This is a genomic window from Actinocrispum wychmicini (assembly GCF_004345645.1).
GTDB classification, from domain to species: Bacteria; Actinomycetota; Actinomycetes; order Mycobacteriales; family Pseudonocardiaceae; genus Kibdelosporangium; species Kibdelosporangium wychmicini.
The window spans coordinates 139,209-159,978 of the sequence record NZ_SLWS01000001.1; the positions used below are offsets into that span (position 1 = coordinate 139,209).

21 protein-coding genes are annotated in these 20,770 nt (G+C 67.2%); 19 read left to right on the top strand and 2 right to left on the bottom strand.

All coding sequences use genetic code 11. The annotated features are described in order from the left end of the window. Positions 1 to 821: 821 nt before the first annotated feature. The 5 genes from EV192_RS00700 to EV192_RS00720 all read left to right on the top strand — a co-directional run bounded on the left by EV192_RS00700 (position 822) and on the right by EV192_RS00720 (position 6,929). On the top strand, positions 822 to 1,622 hold the full coding sequence (locus tag EV192_RS00700; RefSeq protein WP_132110091.1) for a hypothetical protein: 801 nt from the start codon (positions 822 to 824) through the stop codon (positions 1,620 to 1,622). 134 nt (positions 1,623 to 1,756) lie between these two features. Further along, positions 1,757 to 2,251, top strand: a complete 495-nt coding sequence (locus tag EV192_RS00705) for a helix-turn-helix domain-containing protein (protein ID WP_207925848.1) — start codon at positions 1,757 to 1,759, stop codon at positions 2,249 to 2,251. Then, complete coding sequence (locus tag EV192_RS00710) at positions 2,244 to 3,482, top strand: PBSX family phage terminase large subunit (protein ID WP_132112772.1); 1,239 nt, start codon at positions 2,244 to 2,246, stop codon at positions 3,480 to 3,482. The genes EV192_RS00705 and EV192_RS00710 overlap by 8 nt, the downstream gene beginning before the upstream one ends. Continuing rightward, the gene (locus EV192_RS00715; protein ID WP_207925849.1) at positions 3,479 to 5,068 is read left to right on the top strand and encodes a phage portal protein; all 1,590 of its coding nucleotides are present in this window, start codon (positions 3,479 to 3,481) and stop codon (positions 5,066 to 5,068) included. The genes EV192_RS00710 and EV192_RS00715 overlap by 4 nt, the downstream gene beginning before the upstream one ends. After that, positions 5,040 to 6,929 (top strand): phage minor capsid protein, encoded by a 1,890-nt coding sequence (locus tag EV192_RS00720; RefSeq protein ID WP_132110095.1) that lies wholly within the window; start codon positions 5,040 to 5,042, stop codon positions 6,927 to 6,929. Before EV192_RS00715 ends, EV192_RS00720 begins: the two co-directional genes overlap by 29 nt. Positions 6,930 to 7,451: 522 nt before the next feature. Here EV192_RS00720 and EV192_RS00725 read toward each other — a convergent pair. Then, positions 7,452 to 8,093 (bottom strand): hypothetical protein, encoded by a 642-nt coding sequence (locus EV192_RS00725; RefSeq protein ID WP_132110097.1) that lies wholly within the window; start codon positions 8,091 to 8,093, stop codon positions 7,452 to 7,454. Positions 8,094 to 8,219: 126 nt separating this feature from the next. Between EV192_RS00725 and EV192_RS00730 the strand changes: the two genes are divergently transcribed. The 7 genes from EV192_RS00730 to EV192_RS00760 all read left to right on the top strand — a co-directional run bounded on the left by EV192_RS00730 (position 8,220) and on the right by EV192_RS00760 (position 12,215). Beyond that, entirely contained in the window at positions 8,220 to 8,849 is a 630-nt protein-coding gene (locus tag EV192_RS00730; RefSeq protein WP_132110099.1) for a hypothetical protein, read from the top strand. A 2-nt stretch (positions 8,850 to 8,851) separates the two neighbouring features. Then, positions 8,852 to 9,730 (top strand): major capsid protein, encoded by an 879-nt coding sequence (locus EV192_RS00735; RefSeq protein WP_132110101.1) that lies wholly within the window; start codon positions 8,852 to 8,854, stop codon positions 9,728 to 9,730. After that, on the top strand, positions 9,730 to 9,996 hold the full coding sequence (locus tag EV192_RS00740) for a hypothetical protein (RefSeq protein WP_132110103.1): 267 nt from the start codon (positions 9,730 to 9,732) through the stop codon (positions 9,994 to 9,996). Before EV192_RS00735 ends, EV192_RS00740 begins: the two co-directional genes overlap by 1 nt. 2 nt (positions 9,997 to 9,998) lie before the next feature. After that, a complete protein-coding gene (locus tag EV192_RS00745; RefSeq protein ID WP_132110105.1) occupies positions 9,999 to 10,412 on the top strand; it encodes a hypothetical protein in 414 nt (137 codons plus the stop codon). Between the two features lie 650 nt (positions 10,413 to 11,062). Next, entirely contained in the window at positions 11,063 to 11,386 is a 324-nt protein-coding gene (locus EV192_RS00750; RefSeq protein WP_132110107.1) for a hypothetical protein, read from the top strand. Between the two features lie 17 nt (positions 11,387 to 11,403). After that, positions 11,404 to 11,778: a hypothetical protein gene (locus EV192_RS00755; protein ID WP_207925850.1), complete on the top strand. Its 375-nt coding sequence runs from the start codon at positions 11,404 to 11,406 to the stop codon at positions 11,776 to 11,778. Continuing rightward, positions 11,775 to 12,215, top strand: coding sequence for a minor capsid protein (locus EV192_RS00760; protein ID WP_132110109.1), 441 nt, complete (start codon positions 11,775 to 11,777; stop codon positions 12,213 to 12,215). The genes EV192_RS00755 and EV192_RS00760 overlap by 4 nt, the downstream gene beginning before the upstream one ends. A 14-nt stretch (positions 12,216 to 12,229) precedes the next feature. Here EV192_RS00760 and EV192_RS00765 read toward each other — a convergent pair whose 3' ends face one another. Further along, the gene (locus EV192_RS00765; protein WP_132110111.1) at positions 12,230 to 12,799 is read right to left on the bottom strand and encodes a hypothetical protein; all 570 of its coding nucleotides are present in this window, start codon (positions 12,797 to 12,799) and stop codon (positions 12,230 to 12,232) included. A 218-nt stretch (positions 12,800 to 13,017) separates the two neighbouring features. Between EV192_RS00765 and EV192_RS00770 the strand changes: the two genes are divergently transcribed. The 7 genes from EV192_RS00770 to EV192_RS00805 all read left to right on the top strand — a co-directional run bounded on the left by EV192_RS00770 (position 13,018) and on the right by EV192_RS00805 (position 20,557). Next, positions 13,018 to 13,524 carry a phage tail tube protein gene (locus tag EV192_RS00770; RefSeq protein ID WP_132110112.1) on the top strand — a complete coding sequence of 169 codons (507 nt, stop codon included), beginning with the start codon at positions 13,018 to 13,020 and terminating at the stop codon, positions 13,522 to 13,524. Next, positions 13,524 to 14,024, top strand: a complete 501-nt coding sequence (locus EV192_RS00775; protein WP_132110114.1) for a DUF7426 family protein — start codon at positions 13,524 to 13,526, stop codon at positions 14,022 to 14,024. Before EV192_RS00770 ends, EV192_RS00775 begins: the two co-directional genes overlap by 1 nt. A gap of 179 nt (positions 14,025 to 14,203) precedes the next feature. Then, entirely contained in the window at positions 14,204 to 16,357 is a 2,154-nt protein-coding gene (locus EV192_RS00785) for a phage tail protein (RefSeq protein ID WP_132110116.1), read from the top strand. Further along, entirely contained in the window at positions 16,357 to 18,507 is a 2,151-nt protein-coding gene (locus EV192_RS00790) for a hypothetical protein (RefSeq protein WP_132110118.1), read from the top strand. The genes EV192_RS00785 and EV192_RS00790 overlap by 1 nt, the downstream gene beginning before the upstream one ends. A 7-nt stretch (positions 18,508 to 18,514) precedes the next feature. Beyond that, positions 18,515 to 19,657, top strand: a complete 1,143-nt coding sequence (locus tag EV192_RS00795; RefSeq protein WP_132110120.1) for a hypothetical protein — start codon at positions 18,515 to 18,517, stop codon at positions 19,655 to 19,657. Positions 19,658 to 19,682: 25 nt separating this feature from the next. Further along, the gene (locus EV192_RS00800; protein ID WP_132110122.1) at positions 19,683 to 20,381 is read left to right on the top strand and encodes a hypothetical protein; all 699 of its coding nucleotides are present in this window, start codon (positions 19,683 to 19,685) and stop codon (positions 20,379 to 20,381) included. Then, a complete protein-coding gene (locus EV192_RS00805) occupies positions 20,378 to 20,557 on the top strand; it encodes a hypothetical protein (RefSeq protein WP_132110124.1) in 180 nt (59 codons plus the stop codon). Before EV192_RS00800 ends, EV192_RS00805 begins: the two co-directional genes overlap by 4 nt. Positions 20,558 to 20,770: the final 213 nt, after the last annotated feature.

Below are 20,770 nucleotides of genomic sequence, written 5' to 3' on the forward strand. Positions count from 1 at the left end.
AAATCGTACACTCTACCCAACAAACCTCTGACCAGCGACTATAGCTGCCCTCAGAGCCTCTGCGAACTCGCTACGTAATTGGGCATCACGTATGGAACCAGACTGTGAACGCAAACAGTAAAAGCGAAGTTTGAAATCAGGTCTAATTTGCACAATTGCCAAAGCAGAGATACACCAAAGTTCTATTAAGATTGCGGATCAGAATTCTACAACGTAGTCTATAAGAGTACGGAACTTGGTTCCGTACGAAGACACGAACGGCGATTGAGCACGTGGGTGCTGCTACACCCGCTCAACCGCCGCCGTGCGGGACATCTTCCTAACCGCGCATTGCCAGTGCTACCAGGCGGAACGTTCCAGCCAGTGCCCTCGCCCACTGGGCGTGGGCACTGGCCCCAAGCATCGTCGCTACGGCGTCGAGGCCGAGCGCGCCACGGTCGAGCATGACCGCGACTCCATCTCGGGTAAGCCTTGGCGGTGGTCTCGGCGACATTGGCGTCTCTCCTTCTGGGCATGCCTCGGGCCGGAGAGGTATGCCCAGTGGTGATCACGTACCGGCCCAGAGCTCCAGTAAACGTCAAAGTCCTTCACCCACGCAACTGACGCCACGATATTTTTCCTTAAGTGGTTTGCGATCCGTCCCTAGGGGTGACATTTTTTATCAAATACGACTTGATTGCCCACCTGAGAGATCAACTAGACGTCCGGTTACCTGCGACTTCCGGGCGGGGTGACACCAAACGGGTGAAGTTTGTCCGGTGAGTGTGTGCGCTGTTCCGAGCTGTAGCAACGAGACCACCGGTGACCGCCCTGTCTGTGGCGTGTGCCTCGGCCGGCTCGACGGTCGGCTCGCCGAGTTGCCCGAACTGGTGGCGGACCTCGACGACACGGTCGCCCGGCAGACCCGGACCGGCAACCGCATCGGCTCGCGCCCGGCCGAGACCGGATTGCCGTACAACCTGGGCGCGGCCGAGGTGCGCGACGACTTACGCAACGTGTTGTCGACGTGGGTGCGCGACCTGTGGGAGTCCAACGGGCCTGGACGCGAGGTCTCCACCGGTGAGGTCACGCTCGACGGCGAGCCGGTGACCGAGTGGGTGCTCGACCCGCTCAACCTGGACGACACCGTGCCCGAGATGGCGAAGTGGCTGCGCCGACACCCGTCGTGGATCGAGGACCACCCTGCCGGCGGCGAGCTGGTCGACGAGATCACCGACGCCGTCGAGCGCGTGCGCCTCGCCGTCGACCTTCCACCAGCCAGGGTGTACTGCGGCCCCTGTCCGGACTGTGGCGCCGACCTGTACGCGCTTCCCGAGCGCGCGATCGTGGGGTGTCGCGAGTGCGATGCCCGGCACGATGTCGAGGCGTTGCGCGCCGAACTGCTCGACGCCGCCCGCGACACGCTCGCCACGGCCGCGGAGATCGCCCGCGCGTTGCCGCGCCTGCTCGGCCGCGACTTGAGCGCGAACACTGTGCGGACCTGGGCGCGTACTGGCCGGATCACGCGCCGTAAGCCGGACAAGCAGGGCCGTCCGCGATACCTGGTCGGTGAGGTGATCGACGTCGCGCTCATCACCCCGACCCGAACGCGTGTCACCCGGAACTCGGCCGAAGGTGCTTAAACTGGTGATCAGCAGCGGGTGAGCTGTACCCGCAGTCCGATGACGTGTACCTGTATCCCCGATCCCGACAGTCCCGAACCCCTCCCCCTGGGTTCGGGACTGTCGTCTCTCTGGCGCATGGCGAGGTGGTCCCCTTGCCGCGCAACCTGATCACCGACGCCGACCGCGACCGCGTGCGCGAGCTGCACGCGGCAGGCAAGACCCGCAACGACATCGCCCGCGCGATCGGCCGTTCACCTTCAACGGTGACCGGGATCGCGCGCTCGCTCGGCCTGTCGTTCGACCGTTCGGCCACTGCCGCGGCCACACACGCCCGGCAGGTCGACAACCGCGCCCGTCGCACCGAGATCGTCGGCCGACTCTACGGCCGCGCCGAGCGCGTGCTTGCCCGGCTGGAAGCACCGACGTACACGTTTACCGCGACCACCGTGCACGGCATCGAAACCAAGACGCTCGACCACGTGCCCGCACCGGATGAGAAGGCGCTCGCCTCGGCGACCTCAACGCACCTCGCTGCCGCCGCGCGCCTTGAGCAGATCGACGCCGACAAGGGCAGTGAAGGCGCCAAGAGCATGCTTGGCGGGCTCGCGGTCGCGCTCGGCATCCGGGCCACGCGCGGCGATGAATGACCTACCGCTGTCGCCCAAGCAACTTGACGCGATCCGGGGCAGCACGGCGCGGGTCAACCTGTACTCGGGCGCCATCCGCAGCGGCAAGACCGTCGCGAGCCTGCTCCGGTTCTTGATCTACACCGCGTCGGCGCCGCGTGGTGGTCAGCTCGTGGTCGTCGGCCGCACCCGTGACTCGGTCGCGCGCAACGTGTTCGCTCCGCTCACCGACCCGTCGCTGTTCGGGCTACTCGCCGCCCACGTGAACTACACCGCCGGCGCGCCGACCGGGCGGGTACTCGACCGCACGGTGTACGTGCTCGGCGCCTCGGACAGCAAGGCCGAGAAGGTGTTGCGCGGGTTGACCTGCTGTGGTGCTTACGTCGACGAGCTGACCGTCGTCGCTGAAGACTTCTTCACCCAACTGTTGGGCCGCATGTCGGTTCCGGGTGCGCAACTGTTTGCCACCACCAACCCGGACAACCCTGCGCACTGGGTGAAACGGCGCTACCTCGACCGGCTCGCCCAGCTACCCGACTGGCGCTCGTTCACCTTCCGGCTCGACGACAACCCCGCGCTAACTCAGTCTTATAAGGACAGCATCCGGCGTGAGTACACCGGATTGTGGTACCGGCGATTCGTGCTCGGCGAATGGGTCGCCGCCGAGGGCGCGGTATTCTCCGGCTGGAACCCGGCTCGGCATGTCGTGTCCGCCGACGCACTGCCGACCATGACACGGGTCCTGGCCGCCGGCATCGATCACGGCATGACCAACCCGAGCGCGGCAATCCTGCTCGGCATCGGCGCCAACGGCGCGCTCTATGCGATCAACGAGTGGTGGCTCGACCCGACCCACGGCGTCGAAAGACCGACCGTCGGACAGCAATCCGCGATGATTCGCGGTTGGCTCAACACTCAGCCGACCCGGCCCGAGTTCGTCATCGTCGATCCCGCCGCGGCATCCCTGCGCGTCCAGCTCCACCACGACGGCGTGACCACCCAAGCCGCCGACAATGACGTGTCCTACGGCATCGCGCTGTTGGCCTCTCTGCTCGGTTCCGGCCGCATGTTCATCAGTGACCGGTGCCCGAACCTCATCCGAGAAATCCCCGCCTACTCATGGTCGACCCAGGCAACCGAGAAGGGCGACGACAAACCCATCAAGGTCGCTGACCACGCCTGTGACGCCTGGCGCTACAGCGTAGTCACCACGGAAAACCTCTGGCGTCCCTTGCTCGCGCTCGCCGCATGACCTACCGAAAGGGGGCGAGCATGGGCGACCAGTGGCCCCCGGCCCCGTTTGACCGCGCGTATCAGCGGATGCGGGAACACGACGCCTGGTATGTCGGCAATCCGGAACACCTGGCCACGTTCTACGGCCGCGGTCCGGTCGTGCACACCCGGCCGGCGCAGTACCGCGGCGGGCTGGTCGGTGCCGTGTCGCGGTTCTTCTGGGGCCGCCCGGTGTCCCCTCGGGGGCAGCAGCGGACCCGGTTGCATGTGCCGCTCGCGTCGGACATCGCGACCGCCTCGGCCGACCTGTTGTTCGCCGAGCCGCCGCGGATCACTGTCGAGAACAGCGCTACACAAAGCCGGCTCGACGAGATTGTCAACACCCCGGGTGTCCACAGTGCTCTTTTGGAGGCGGCCGAGGTCGCCGCCGCACTCGGTGGCGTGTATCTGCGGGTGGTCTGGGATGCCGACATTGCTCGACACGCCATGCTCGACGCCGTCGACGCTGATGCCGCGGTGCCGGAATGGCGTTGGCGCGAACTGTCCGCGGTGACGTTCTGGCAGACCCTCGACGGCACCGACGGCGCCACCGTGCTGCGCCACCTCGAACGCCACGAGCCCGGCCGCATCATGCACTCTCTGTACCTGGGCACCGACGACGAACTCGGCCGGCCGATCCCGCTCACCGAACACCCCTCGACCGCGTGGACCGCTCGCGTGGTCGACGCCGACGGCGCAATCGACACCGGTACCCGCCGGCTCACCGCGAACTACGTCCCGAACATCCGGCCGTCACGCGAATGGCGGTCGGTGCCAGCATTGAAACCGTTGGGGCGTAGCGACTTTGACGGGGTCGAGCCACTGTTCGACGCGCTCGACGAAACCTATTCGTCGTGGATGCGTGACGTACGGCTCGCCAAGGCCCGACTGTTGGTGCCCGCCGGCTACCTGCAACCGCTCGGCGGACCCGGCGCGGGCGCGGTGTTCGACGACGATCAAGAGATCTTCACCGAACTCAACATGTTGACCGGCAGGGGCGATGGGTCACCGCCGATCACCCCGAGCCAGTTCGCGATCCGGGTGCGCGAGCACCGCGAGACGGTCGAGCAGATCACCCACGACGTCCTGCGGGCGGCCGGCTACTCGCCCAGTACGTTCGGCGAACTGAACGGTGCGACCGGGATCACCGCGACCGAGGTCACCGACCGGCGCGAACTATCTGAGACCACCCGGGACAAGAAATCGCGGTACTGGCAGGCCGCGCTCGGCCCGCTCGCCGGCGCGTTGCTCGACGTCGACCGAGCGGTGTTCGGTGGCGCCGGCATCGGGCTCGACGAGACCCCGCTCGTGGACTTCGGCGACCAGGCCCAACCCGACCCCGCCGAACTCGCCCGCACCGCGCAAACGTTGCTCGCCGCCGAGGCCGCCTCGACCGACGTGCGGGTGCGCCTCGTGCACCCCGATTGGGACGACGACCAAGTCGCCGCCGAGGTCGCCGCGATCCTCGCCGAGACCGGCCGCACCGTCCCCGACCCCGCCACCTTCCGCGGACCCGACCAGGCTGGGGGCGCGAGCGATGGTATGGGAACCGGCCCCGGGCAGTGACCCGGCCGACGTCGTCGAGCAGCTCGCCCGCGACATCCTCGCCGTGTTCACCCAGGCCGAGGCGCGGCTGCTCGCCGACATCGCACGGCGTGCCCGCGCCGACCGCAACGTTCCCGAATGGGCGAGCCAGAAAGCCGCCGCCGTGCGCGAGTTGCGCCTCGCGGTCGAGCGGATGCTCACCCAACTACACGCCGAGGCAGGCCAAGCCGCGGCCGACGCCGTGCTCGCCGCGTGGCAGGCCGGCGCCACGACGGCACTCGCCCAACTCTGGGACGTCGGCGCGCTCGACGCCGACCAACTCAGACAACTACGGGACGTCATTCCCGGCATGGACGCCGCGGCACTGCTCGCCGCGGACCTCACGAGCCGGCTCGACGCGGTGTATCTGCGGGTACTTCGCTGGGGACAGGACGCCTACCAAACCGCGGTCGCCGCCGCAGCGCCGACACAACTACTCGGCACCGGCACGACCCGCTCAGCGCAACGCGCCGCGTGGGATCGCCTGGTGTCCCAAGGGGTCACGGGATTCGTGGACCGGTCCGGGCGCGCGTGGAACCTCTCGTCGTACGTCGAGATGGCCACCCGCACCGCGACCGGGCGAGCGTGGAACGAGGGACACCTCGCCCGCATGGACGCGCTCGGGGTCGACCTGGTCACCGTGTCCCGCACGTCCGACGGATGCGTGCTCTGCGCGGTGTGGCAGGGCCGCATCCTCGCCCGCACGGGCACGGCCGGTGAGCGGACGGTCGAGAACGAACTCACCGGCGAACCGATGCCCGTCGAGGTTGCCGGCACCGTCGAGGAAGCCCGCGCCGCCGGGCTCATGCACCCGAACTGTCGGCATACCTTCCTGCCCTACATCCCCGGCGTGACCCGGGCCGAGCCGGTCGAGCACGACCAGGGCGCCGAGCACGACCGCGAACACCTGCGCGAGTTGGAACGCAAAGTACGCAAGGAGAAGCGCAAGGAAGCCGGCGCACTGTCCGACGATGAACGACGCCTAGCACGCGCCAAGATCCGCGCGCTACAAGGCGAGATCCGCGACCACATCACGGCCACCGGGCTCAACCGCAAACGCTACCGCGAGCAAATCAACCTCGGCCACGGCGACCAGCACGCCGCCCGACGCCGACGCGAGGACCTCGCCGAACAGGTCGCCGAGGGCAACGCCGAACAAACCCGACTCGACGCCGTCACCGCCGAGCAACAACGCCGACGCGAGCAAGAACGGCTCGCCGCAGAGAAGGCAGAGCGGGACCGGTACACCGACGAGTTGCGCGGGCTGTCCGACGAGGACCTCGACGCCCGGCTCGCCGAGGCTGCCAACGACGAGACGCTGCTCGACCTGGTGCTCGCCGAACTGGACCGCCGGCAGGCCGAGCAAGACCAGACCGACGAGGGAGCCGACGAGGACCCGCACGCGGAGAAGTGGGCCGAGGTCGACCGGCTCGTCGCTGAGGGATCGGACTACGAGCAGGCATACGCCGAGGTGTTCGACAAGGACGTCGACCGGGTGCGCCGAGAGGCCGCGATCGCCCGGCTACGGGACGATGGATTCCAGGGGCGCGGCTTCGACGAGTTGGCCCGCGCCGCGTACGCCAAAGCGCTCGAAGTGCAATACCTCGCCGCCGAGGCCGCGACCAATGGCTACCTGCTCACGCCGACAGGACAACGCAAGGGTCTCGACCCGCGGCAACTGTGGCGCCAGAACGAGACCTACGCGCGGAAATGGGCATCCGACGAGCTGAAAGAATGGTGGGACATCAACGGTAGACTCACCTTCGACCAGTTCGCCGCCCAGCTTCTCAGCGGTGGCAACGACAAGCGGTTCCGGACGGGTGGTGAGACATGGCTTCAGTGACCGCCGAACAAGTCCGCGCCGCACGCGCCGAGGGCTACGCCGCCGGGTACGCGCTGCGTCCCTCACGGCCCAACCCTTACGCACCCCCGCACGTGCCCGTATGGCTAGACCGCCGCACCACGGCCGAGAAAGCCGCCGGCGAGCGACACGCTCGGTCTGCGCGCATCCTCGCGGGTGTGTGGCAACGCGCCCACTCTGACGGGCTCGCCGCCTACGCTCGTCACCGTGGCCTCGCCCCGCCGTCGGAACCTCCACCCGTTCAGTCCGACGATTGACGACGTGGTCGGCCCCCGCCGGCACCCCGCCCCAACATTCCCGCCCGCCACTGCGTGATCTCCTCAAGCCGGTCGGGTGACCACCCAGGCACACCGTCAAGGTTGATATCCGGTAGCGGGAACGGATGTTGCGAGCCGGCGGGGTATCGGTCGCGCCACTTGTCCACCGCGGACGGGGTAACCCCCAGCGCGGCGGCCAGCCCGGTACGCCCCAGATACCGGGCCGGCTCGCCAGTCGGAGCGGGGCTCACGCGAGCACCGCCTGACCGGCCAAGTCGCCACGGGAGTAGAACGCGCCGACCGGCGCCGGCCACGCGAACGGCTCGACCGCGACCCGGGTGACGTCCGCGACGGGCTCGGCGAACAGGTCACCCTGACCCATCACCCCCGCCGTCACAGCCAGCCGACGCAGCGCCTCGGCCTGCCGCATCGGGGTCGTGTCGAACAGTGCGGTCATGTCGTTCACGGTGGTCTCCTTCTCCTGCTCCTGGTGGCGTGCACGGTCCAGCTCGCGCCGCTCGCAACGGTCGCGGATCTCGTCGGTGCTGGTCCAGTCGATCGCAACGGTGACCCCGCGGAAGCGCGCGGCCAACATCCGGCGCGCGTTCTCCGGGGAGGACAACCGGCCGTCTCGCTTGACCATCGCGCCGCCCACGAACAGCGGGTCGCACGCCTCAACCCACCCCTCCGGGGTCTCCAGGCCGGGATGGACGACAACGCGCATGGTCCGGCCCGAGCGCGGGTCGCTGTTGGCAATGACCCGGATCATCGGCGTACCCGCAACGATCAATGCCGCCGCTTCCGGGTAGTCGTCATTGTGCTTGAGCGCCGCGGCGCGGATCTCCTCGGCGGTCACCGGGATGTTGCCTTCGTAAGCATTGCCGGTCATCTCGCGCCCCTCTCGCCAACATTGTCTCTATTGCCGACAACGTTACAGGTAGCTCCTATCGTTGTCCACCCTCTTGGACAAAGTTTTCTGGTTCCCTTTCCCCGCAACATATGGAGGTCACCCACCTTGACCACGCCCACACCCCCCAACGACCCCGCACCCACACCCGAGAGCAGCCCACCGAGCCAGCCGCCCACACCGGACACACCACCTCCACCGTCCGCCGAGAACACCGACTCGTCGGCCGATCCGGCGAACCAGCCACCGAACGCCGCGGTCGACGTCGAGGCACTGCGCGCCGAGGTCGCCGACTGGCGCACCAGGTTCGAGGGCGCACAGCAGGGCATCGTCGACAAGATCGCGACAGCGCTCGGCATCGGCACCGACGAGGCGCCGACCGTCGAACAGGTCACCGACCAGCTCACCGCGGCCCAACGCGACGCCCGCGAGCGTGCCGTCGACCTGGCCGTCTATCGGGCTGCTGGCATGGCCGGCGCGGACCCCGACGCGCTGCTCGACTCGACCGCGTTCCGCAAGCGCGTCGCCGAGCTGGACCCCGCGGCCGACGGGTTCGCCGCGAAGGTCACGGCCGCGATCACCGCCGCTGTGAAGGACAACCCGCGGCTTGCCACCAGTCCGGCCACGGCGCCGCGTAGCGGCGCAGAGATCACCGGCGGGTCGCCGTCCGGCTCGGACGACCTCGGCTCACTGCCGGTCGAGGACTACATCAAGCGCACCAGGAAGGGGCGTAGCTGACCATGCCCAACCAGTTGTTGACAGTGAACGTGATCGCCCGGGAGGCGATCGCGACCCTGTATGAGGCCACGGTCATGGCCGGGCTCGTACATCGGGACTATGAAGGCGATTTCACCGGCAACTCCGGCGACACCATCACCATTCGCAAGCCGGCCACGTTCACCGTGACCGAGTTCAACCGGGCGACCGGCATCGTGTTGCAGGACGTCAAGGAATCCTCGACGTCCCTCACGCTGAACAAAATTCCGGACATCAGCTTTGCGGTCACGTCCGAGGACTGGTCGATGCGGATCACCGACTTCTCCGAGCAGTTCCTCCAGCCGGCCATGGAAGCCATCTCGCAGTACACCGACCGGCTCGTGCTCGGCCTACGTGCCGACATCACACAGTTGGTCGAGTACAACCCGACCGCGCCCAACCCATCGGACGTGTTGGTGGATGCCGGCAAGGTACTCAACGACGCCAATGTGGACACCGCGCAGCGGCGTGCGGTCGCGGACACCACCCTGACCGCGTTGTTCCAGAAAGATCCGCTGTTCACCCAGGCACAGCAGGTCGGCGACGACGGCACCGCCCTGCGCGAAGCGTCCATCGGCCGCAAGCGCGGGTTCGACAACTACATGAGCCAGAACGTCAAAGACGGCGTGTCCCTGGCGTTCCGGCGCGAGGCATTCGCGCTCGTGACCCGCACCCTGCCGTTGCCGCGAGGGATCGGCGCCGGGCAGGGCTCGATCGTCACCTACAAAGGCTTGGGACTGCGGGTGATCTACGGCTACGACATGACCAAGAAACAGGACGTGGTCAGCATCGATTGCCTGATGGGGGTCAAGACGCTGGACCCCAAGCGCGCGGTCTTGATCAAGCGGAAGGCCGGCGCCTGATGATCGCTTACCGCAACGTGCGCACCGAGGAAGTCCACGAGCCGGAACCTGGTTCGTGGATGGCGGAACGACTGGCCGGCCTGCCGGACATCTGGGAACCCCTCATCCCCGCCGCGCCGGCACCCACAAGCCCGGCGCGGCCGGTCAAGACAGCCCGGAAGGCCGACTGGGTCGAGTACGCCATGGCACACGGTCACTCCCGCGAGGACGCCGAAAACCTCTCGCGCGATGACCTCGCCCGACTGTTCGACGACCAGGAGATGTAGCCGTGCGGGTCTACGCCACGACGGCTGATCTCGTCGAGTACGCCGGTCCGGACGTGCTCGATCAGGACAGTCCGCGACTGCTGGCCCGTGCCTCCGAACGAGTCGACTCTCTGCTACTCACCGCGGTCTACGACACCACCCCCGACGGACTGCCCGTCGAGGAACAGGTACGCGACGCGCTCACACGGGCCACCTGCGCGTTGGTGCAGTGGTGGAGCGAGACCGGCGACCCGACCGGCGCCGGCGGACGGTTCGTCGAGTCGCAGATCGGCACACTCCGGCTCAAGCGTTCCGAGTCCGACACCGAGCCTGACCTTGCCCCGGCCGCAGTCCGCATCCTGGTCACGGCGGGGCTGCTCGCCGATGCACCATACGCGCCACGAGCCTGGGTCACGTACGGCAAACCCAAGTCGTAGAGCCACTGCTACGACGTGGCACGGCCTGGTCGTTGCCCGGGGGGTGATCGACGTCGTCTGCTCCGGCTTTGTTTGCGAGCAGGGTGGATGGGGATAACGTCCTGTGTCGGGTCGATCAGGTCGGGCGAAGAACTGATCGGGTCGGCGTCCTCCTTCGAACCGACGATGAGATGTCCATCAGGCTTGAGCTCGATACGGCGATCGGACTTGCCAGCCTCACTTCGTAGCGCATTGCGCTGCTGGAGGAGCCGTCGCCCCTCCGAGATGAGGTGCTTTGCCAACAAGAGCGATGCCAACGCGATCACCGTGGTCGGCCCGAGTTCGGGGGCGAGCCTGCCTACCCACGACCAGTCCATCTACGTACCTACCCACCTATCTCTGCTTAAGCCAACAGATCAGGTGGTAGGGGTTTCAATATGACGCCACGACCGCCAGCACCTTGTCAAGCACACCCCTGTCACATATCACCTGGGGAAAACGGGTCAAGAATCCGAGTTTTCGCAGGTCAAGACCTACATGACCCAAAGTAGGTAGACTTCGCTCATTTCTGTGCCAGCCGTACTACAACCGAACAAGTGCACGACGCCGACCTCTTGCGAATTGGCTGTTATGTCGGTTTCTTGCCGGTTCATATTGGGGGTGGACCCCACGTGCACCCACCCAATTTCGTCCTGCCCCACGCGGTCGCCGTCCGGCCTTACCTCGGGCCTGGCCCGTACGGGGACGTGTTCGGCGATCCGGTTGTCGTCCGGCGCGCGTTCGTCGAGGACCGCCGTCGGCTCGTGCGCTCGCCGGACGGTGAGGAAGTCGTCAGCGAGACCACCGTGCGCACCCGTCGCAACGAGCGCATCCCACTCGGGTCGAAAGTGACGGTCTGGCAAGGAACCCCACACGAGCGCACCGCAACCGTGATCACGGTGAGCGTCTTGGACCACCCGTCGAGCTGGTCGCACCTGGAGATCACGCTCACCTGACCGAACGGGGGTGCGGCATGCCCGTGGAACCCCGCGGAAACGGCGGTATCCGGGTTGAATCCGAGTGGCGCGGCTACGCGGCCGGGGAAGCAGCTCGGCGCGGCGCGGCACAGGGGGTGGCGTTGGGTGCCGAGTACATCCGGGCCGTGTCGGTCGACCGGGCGCCCTTGGATACGGGTGCGTTGCGGGATTCGGCGACCGCGAGCCATGACCCGGACACGCTCACCGCGGCCGTGTCTTACGACACCCCGTATGCGGCCCGGCAACACGAGGAACTGACCTGGCATCACCGCGAGGGCGGCCCGAAGTACCTGGAGTCCGCGCTCGCGTCCGAGCGGGATGTGGTCGCCCGGCTGATCCAAGCCCAGATCCGCAAGGCCCTGGGCACATGAGCTACACCGCAGACCTCGCGCACGGGCTCGCCGGCTACCTGGCCGCGGCCGGCATCGGCGCCTACCGGCCGGGCGGTGTGTACCGCGAGGACGAGGTCGGCATCGTGATCGGCACAGTTCCCGCATCGCCGGGCCGCGTCGTGACGCTGAGCGTGTATCCGCTCGTCGACGATGTCGACCAGGCCGACAGCCTGCTCGGGCTTCAGGTGAGGGTCCGTAGCGGCACCCCCGACCCGCGGGAAGTTCTCGACCTGCTCGACGCCGTGTTTGAGATCCTGCAAGGCACCACTCACCTGTACTTCCACGACGTCGAGGTACACCTTTCGCAGCGCATCGCTTCTCTTCCCATGAGGCAAGACTCGAACAAAAGGTATGAGCATGCCGATATTTACCAACTGACAACACACCGACCGACATATCATCGCCGTGATAACTAAGCCGTCCTTTGCAGCTAACTCATCTCGCTAAGCACGCCCCTTGCGTCACGCTTCCATCGAACTCCAGCAGAGTCCCGAAACTCAATTGTTAAACCACAATTCAGCCACATCTTCTCAATTTCTTCCGCCCTTCTCCAAATTGCCTGTTCCGCTTCAGAGGTACGCTCAAACTCTGCACGCTCTTCTTTTAGAAGCCGAAACCGCTCTCTATATTCAGCAAGCTCACCTTGCTTCGCCTCATCAAATGCACGCTCCACGGAGGCAGCCAGATCAGAAAGATGCTCGGCCGGATTCGGATGAGCCTTCGCCGATCCGGGCGGCAACACATGCCGCTCCCACGTTAGTTTACTGGAGTCGCCGGGAGTGACATAGGTAATTTGTACGTCGTAGATGGGGCCTGAACTTGCATTTAGCGCCCATAGCCCGTCAACCCGGTTAGCAATCCACGCCGAAACGCCAAGGGCTTGACTGCGTCGGCGATCCTGCTGTCGGTCAGTTGATTCATCCTTGAGAATCGCAATTTGTTGAGCCTGATGGGCGTTTGCTCGAAATGCAGCCCTTGCCGCATAAGCAGCAACTAGCAACGCGGCTAGCGTCAGAATCGAATATGCAAATGTAGACCACGCCGACAACCTCGCGACCCAATCCGACCCAGGAGTAGACGCCGGAGAGGGTGAGGGTGGTTCGAATGTCCAAATAAGTACTGGCATAGATCGATGCTATGCCGTTTCCGTAAAGACGAAAAGTGAATTCACCCGTTCAGGTACGCAATTCAGCCGCGATCTAACAGGAGCAAGAAACAATGACACTCCGCTCTCTGCTGGCTAAAGACTGGGTCTTGGAAGTGGACACCCGCGCGCCGGGCGCGACCGCGCCGGCATGGACCCGCGTGAACGGGTTGACGTCGCTGAGCGAGTCCACCGACGACAACACCGAAGACGACGTCACCGATGATGACGGTTGGGGCAGTTCCGTTGTCACCCAACGAACCTGGTCGATCGAGGCCGAGGGCAGACGCAAGCGGACCGAGACGACCGTGTTCACCCCGGACCCCGGGCAGGAAGCGATCCGCAAGGCCGGCCGGGTGGTCGGGTTCGGCGCGAACATCCGGGTTCGCTGGTACCGGCGCGACGGCGCACCAGACGCACAGGAAGGCACGGCCACCGTCTCAGGGTTCACCAAGGGCGGGTCCCGGACCGACCTGGAACCGTTCAACTTCGCCCTGAACGGACAAGGCGCGCCGGTCGACATCCCCAACCCGGCCACCAACCCAGGCTTTGCCGACGTAGCTGCGAGCGAGGCGGACTGATGGCCTTCCGTGACCTGTCCGAAGTCCTCGACGCCGGCCTGTCGTTGCCGATCAACGGAAAGACGTACGTCGTTCCGCCGGTCGACGCCGAGACCGGGCTACGGCTACAGCGATTGGCCGAACTCGCCGCGACCGTGGCGCACGCGGTCGAGGCCGGCGAGCAAATCGACACGGTCGCCCTCGATGACGCCGGCGAGATCGACCTCTACCGGGACGCGCTCGGCACCGTGTATGACGAGATGATCGCCGACCGGGTGTCCTGGCCGGCGCTGAAACTCGCTGGCGTAACCGCGTGGCTGGACGCCGCGGTCGGTCGGGAGGCGGCCGAGGCGTACTGGAACGGTGCGGGCTCCCCGGAAGCGCCGGCCGGGAATCGGGCGACCAGGCAGGCGGCCCGATCGACCCGGCAACCGGTATCCGGGAGTGGTACGACCCGCACCCGCACGGCGACGCCGAAGGCGGGCACACCTGGTCGTCGATCCTCGACCACTGGGCGCTGATCGAGGCTGACCTGCACGAGGTGTACGGCATCGACATCGAATCGGGCGTCTTGCGTGCCCGGTCGTGGCGGTGGTTGCGGACCCGGATCACGGGGTTGTTGTCGGGTGAGTCCCGGCTGTCGCGCGCCTTGTCCCCGAACGAACGGCAGTAGCGGGCGGGTTCGGTCGGGGGTGTCTTCGTGGCGCTCACGATCGGCGAGTTGGTCGGCTACCTGCGGGTGGACGACGACGGGTGGCACCGCGGGCTCGCGCGGGCACGGGCCGCGCTGGCCGAGGCGAGCAAGGGCACCGCCGGTGACCTCGGGAACATGGCTGACCAGGTCAGCAGCGCGGGCAACAAGGCCGCCGCGAACCTCGCGCAACTGGCCTTGTCCCTGTCCAAGGTGGCCACTGCGGCGTCGGCGCTGCACGAGGTCAACCTGCTGGTGACCCAACTGTCCGGCGTGATCGGCCTGCTCCCGGCGGCCGGTGCCGCCGCGGTGGCGGGCATGATCGCGCTCAAGGTCGGCATGTCCGGGTTCGGCGACGCGATGAAGAACGCCGGCGACCCGGAGAAGTTCGCCGAGAGTCTCGGCAAGCTCGCGCCGGCCGCGCGTGACACCGCGGTAGCGGCGCGGGACTTGGCGCCGGCGTGGCGGTCGGTCCAACAGTCGGTACAGAACTCCCTGTTCGCAGGTGTCGCGCAAGACGTCCGGACCTTGGGGTCTCGATATCTACCGGTGCTCAAGGTCGGGTTGTCGGGGATCGCGGGCGAGTTCAACACCGCGACCCGCACCACCGCGGGTTTCCTGTCTCAGTCGCGGCAGGTCGGCACGGTCTCGGGGATCTTCGGCAACCTCCGGGCCGCGATCGGTAACACCACCACGGTTGTTCAGCCGTTGGTCTCAATCCTGCTGGACGTGGTGTCGGTCGGGTCGGAGTTCCTGCCGGGCATGACGAAAGGGTTCGGTGACTCGGCACGCGCCGCGGCACAGTTCGTGCAGCACGCTCGGGAAACCGGGAAGCTGCGGGACTGGATCGGGTCCGGGTTGGACACGTTGCACCAGCTCGGGCAGGTCCTGCACAACATCGTCAGTATCGCCAAGACGGTGTTCGACAGCTTGGACACCGGCGGCGCCGGCCTGCTCACCACGCTGGTGAACGTCACCGGCGGAGTCCGTGACTTCCTGAAGTCCGTGCAGGGGCAGGAAGCGTTACAGTCGTTGGCGTCCGTGCTCAGCACAGTGTCCACAGTGACCTCTACCGTGCTGCTGACCGCGCTACGGCAACTCGCCCCGGTGGTGGTCGAGTTGGCGCCCGGGTTCGCCGAGCTGGCCCGTCAGGTCGGCTCGGTCCTGGTGACCGCGCTTCAGTTCGCCGGCCCGTTGCTGCAATCGGTGGCCCGGTTCCTGTCGGACAACGCTGGTTGGCTGGGGCCGCTGGCGATCGGCCTTTATGGTGCGGCCCAAGCCTTCCAGGTGGTCACCGGTGTGATGCGGGTGTTGAGCGCGGTCGCGTCGGTCAACCCGTGGGTGTTGTTGATCACGGCCACGGTCGCGCTCGCCACGCTGGTCGTGTCCCATTGGGACGCGATCAAGGACGCGGTGTCGGCGGCCTGGTCGTGGCTGTCGGATCGGGCGGCCGAGGTGTGGGGCTGGATCGAACGCAACATCGTCGAGCACATCGTCAACGCTGCCCGCTGGGTCGGTGACCGGGTCGGCGACATCCTCGATTTCTTCGGCTGGCTCGCCGCGCTACCTGGGAAGGCCGCCGAGTGGTTCGCCGGCATCGCCCGCTGGGCCGGCGACAAGCTCGCCGACGCGGTGCGGTTCTTCCGTGACCTTCCCGGCAACATCCTGTCCGCCCTCGGGGATCTGGGATCGCTGCTGGTCAACGCCGGACGCGATATCGTGCTCGGCCTGCTGCGCGGGCTGGAGAGCCTGGCCGGTCGGATCTGGGACTGGATCAAGGGAATCGCCCAACGGATCTGGGACGGCATCACCGACTTTTTCGACATCTTCAGTCCCAGCAAGAAAATGGCGTGGGCCGGTCGCATGATCGGCCTCGGTCTCGCCGAGGGCCTGGACGCGATGAACGGCAAGGTCCTCACCGCAGCGGACCAGCTCGCTGCGGCCGGCATGGTCACCGTCCCGGCTCCGGTGATCCGCGCCCCGGCCCTGTCCGCTGTCACCCGCACGCCGGCGGCCACGCCACCACCGCCGGCGACTCCCGTTCTGGTGGGCACGGCGCGGGATGCGTTGGTGCACATCGAGAACTACCACCCACCCGCCGACGCCACCCCCGGACAGGTCGCCAGCGACCTCGATTGGTTGATGCGAGGCGGTGGTCGCTGATGACGGGAGAGTTGATCACCCGCGACCGACAGATCGAGTGGCGCGGCCTCCTGATGGGGGCCGGCACCCGGATCAAGGTCACCGCGGTGACCGGCTGGCTCGACCTGCCCGAACAGCGCGGCAACGACCCCATCCTGACCGGCCGACACGGCACCTACCCCGGACAACGGCTCAGCAGCGGCCGGACCATCACCGCCGACCTGTCCATCACCGCGCCGGCCGAGGAGTTCCCGCGACTGCTCGACACGCTACGGCAGGCGACCGCGCCGGATGAGGACCCGGTCGAGGAACCCCTCGTGATCCGCGTGCGCGGCCAGGCGTGGATGGTGTGGGCACGCTGCACCCGGCGAGCCATCCCGACCGACCGCGCCTTCCTGGTCGGACACACCCGCGCCTCGGTGCAGTGGCAGGCCACCGACCCCCGGCTGTACTCCGTGACCGAACAGACCGCCGAGACCGGGCTACCCGCACCCGCACAAGGCGGGTTGCGGTTCCCGCTGGCCTTCCCGCTCGACTTCGGCCCCGGCCGCACCGGCGGCGAACTGGTCGCCGAGAACCTCGGCCACGTCCCCACCTGGCCGGCATTGGACGTGCTCGGCCCATGCCCAGGACCCGTCATCACGGTCACGTCAGGCGGCAACTGGTGTTCGACCCCGACTTCACCGTGCTCGCTGAGCAAACCATGGTCCTGGACACCGGGTTACGCACGGTCGAGATCAACGGCGTGTCCGTGCGGTCCCGGATGTGGACCCACCAATGGACACCCTTCACCAAGGGCACCAACCGGGTCCGGTTCTCCGCGGCCGGCGGCTTCTATCACCCCGGCGCGCGGCTACGTGCCCGCTGGCGCCACGCCCAACACTGACCCGGAAGGAGGATCTCTGATGCCCGAGCGTCCTTCCTGGGCCGCCATGAACGGCACAACCCCGATCCTGGACGGTGAGTCGTCCCGGCTCGCGCTCGCCGCGCTGTGGACCCCGGCGGGTGCGGTCGCCGCCCGGCCCGGTCGCCGCCCAGCCGCCGGCGACCCGCTACGGGTCACCGCCAGTAGCCCGACCCCGGACACCAAGATCCGGGTCGCGCCCGGTCAGGGTGTGCTCGCGGCGACCCGCGGCCGAGGCGAGTACATCACCACCCTGGACACGGCCAAGTCGATCGACATCCTGACCACTCGACCAGCCGACGGCGCCAACGCACGGTGGGACCTGATCGTGGCCCAACAGACCGACACGTTCTACGGCGACTCGGCGACCAACTATGTGGTGCGGCACGTGGTCGGGACCGCGTCCCAGCAGCCCCGCGACCCCGACGTCGACGGTTCCCCCGACTATCAGGTGCTCGCGCGTATCCGGGTACCGGCGCAGGCGACCGCGATCACCGCGGCCATGATCGATGACCTACGTCCACCGTTCGCGGTCGCGCTCGGCGGCCTGCTCCCGGTCACCGACGCCACCGACCGAGCGAAGATCACCACACCCTACGAGGGGCAACCGATCTACCGGATGGATCGCGACTGGGTCGAGGTCCACGACGGAACCGCGTGGCGGGTGCAGGGCACCGCCGTGTGTTCCTCCACAGCGGACCGAGACGCCGCCATCACCGCCCCCTACCCGGGACAACTCGCGATCACCACCGATCTCGGTATCGCCTGGCAATACCTCGCCGGCGCGTGGAAGGTACCTGGCCCGCTCGGGATCATCGGTGGCCGCGTCATCAGCGGCCTGAACCCGCTCGGTGCCGCGGTCACCACCACCGAGGTAGCACCGACCAACATGGACAGTGGCACCGTGGCACTTCTGCCCAATCGGCACTACCTGATCCACTGCCGCTACAAAGCGGCGTCCAGCGCCGTCGACGAATACTTTCTCTTGCGCATCCGGGAAGGCTCCACGCCTGGTACCGGCGGCAACCAGCTACGCCAGCTCGTCTACAACACGTTGCCCGCAGGCTTCGGCTGCACCCAGGATCTGTTCGCCGACTACGAGACCGGCGCGGCCCCGGCGACCAAGGTGTTCACGCTCACCGCGGCTCGGGTCGGGGGCACCGGGGCACTCCAGTTCCAAGGCGGCGACACCGGATCAACCAACCTGGTGGGTGTCTGGGTCGAGGACAAAGGCCCCGCCGGCAAGCTGACCGCCCTGGCGAGCTGAACCAGCCATGGCCACACCCCTCTACACGTACATGGTCCATGACCTGATCACCAACGCCCCACTCGGCGAACTCCCGTTGACCGGAGTACGGCACACCCACCGGCTCAACGACTCCGGCACCCTCACCGCCACGTTCAACCTCGACACCAAAACCGCCACCCGACGCAGAGTGAAAGACCCCTACGACTGGACCACCCCCGTCACCCGCTGCCTGTACGCCTACCGCGACGAACGCCCGGTATGGGGCGGCATCCTCTGGACCCGCAGATACGACAGCACCACCCGCACCGTCCAACTCGGCGCCGCAGACTGGTGGTCCTACTACGACCACCGCCGCCTACTCCCAGTCCTGCCCGCGAACCCGCCGGTCGACCTGGTGGCACGGCAACAAGTCCAGTACACCAACATCGATCAGAACGAGATCGCCCGCCGGCTCGTGCAGCTCGCGCACGCGCACACCGGCGGCAACATCAATGTTCAGCTCGATGCGTCCCTGTCCGATGTTCGGCGCGATCGGACGTACGCCGGGTACGAGCTGACCACGATCGGCGACGCCCTCCGCAACCTGGCCAACGTGCAGGGCGGACCCGACATGATGTTCGGTGTCGCCACCACCCTCGACCCCCGCGGCCGGCCCATCCGGCAACTCCAGGTCGGCGACCCGTACCTCGGGCAACAGGGCTCAGCGCACGTGTTCGAGACCGGCGGCAACATCACCGGCTACACCTGGCCCACCGACGGCACCCGCTACGCCTCCCGCGCCTTCGCCACCGGCGACGGCGCCGCCGAAGGAATGCCCATCGCCGTCGCCGAAGACCACGACCGCTACCCCCACGGATGGCCACTGACCGAGATCGAGCAGGGCTACAGCGCAGTCACCGACCCCGACACCCTGCAACAACACGCCGACGCCGACCAACGCGTCGCCCGGCTCCCGGTCGTCCTACCCACCCTGACCGTCCGCGGCGACCTACACCCCACCGTCGGCGAATGGGCAGTCGGCGACGACGCCCGAGTCGAAATCGACGACGACTTCATGGTCGACGGCATCTCCACCTCGATGCGGATAGTCGCCGACGAGATCGCGCCCGGCGACGACACCGAAGTCGTCACCCTCACTATGGCGCCCCTACTCGACGACGTCGCCTAACTCCTGGAGGTGTGTTGTGGGGCAAGTGAACCAGCCTTCAAACCTGCTCGACCGGATCATCCGGATCGAGAAACGCGTCGAGGACATCTGGAAGAAAGTCGGGCTCGCTTCGGCCGTCATCCGCCGCGGCGGGCTGACCCTGCTGGATGACGCCTACCTGAGAATGGTGGACGACAACAACACCGAAATCGTCTACATCGGACCTGACCAGGACGGCAAACAGATCATCCGGATACGCCGCGACAGTGGCGCCGACGTCCTGTTCACCTACACCGCCGGCGGCCGACAGTTCTGGGCGCTCACCGACAACGCCCGGCAGATCGTCGTCAGCGACGACGCCGTGTCCGGCCAAGGCATCGCCCGTCCCTGGCTACCCATCCCGGTGCAGACCAGCAGATACGACCACCTGCCCAGTACACCGCTGACCGACTGGGACCAGCTTCAGAACACCGGATACCGACCCAAACAACACCCGCTCTGGAGCGTCTTGATCAAGCACTGCACCACCGCGCCGGATACCAAGGGCGAGGTGCGACTCGTGCTCGACGGCGTCCAGGTCGGCACGACCATCCCGGTCGAGTACTACAACACGTGGGCCGGCGTCGGCCCGTTCCCAGTACCTGGCACGCACATGTCAGCACACATCCTTGAACTTCAAGCCCGCCGTACAGCCGGCACCGGCCGCGTCGGCGCCAGCATGGCAGTTGAAGGACTTCAGTCGTGACCCCACAGGAAGCCGAAGCCCTCGCCAACGCCCCCACCCTCGACCTGTCCGAATCCCCAGTCGACACCGGCCCGGACACACCCCCGACCAGCGCACCCCGCCGACCGCCACCCGCGCCGCTGCTGCCCGGGGAAACCCAGACTCCCGACGGCGGGGTCGTACTCAGCGCGACCTAGTCGGTTGATCCGGCCGCCAATCCTCACAAGGAACCGGCGTACTCCCCGGCACCCCACACAGATGCGTCGGTCTCGGTGGCGGTTGATTCACCGGGGGTTCCTGGCTCGTGGACTCCGAACCTGACCGCCCGGCCGGCGGCTGACCACCGTTCCCACCCCCACCGCCGGCATCACCCGAACCACCACGCGCCACACCGGATGTCGCCGGTCGCC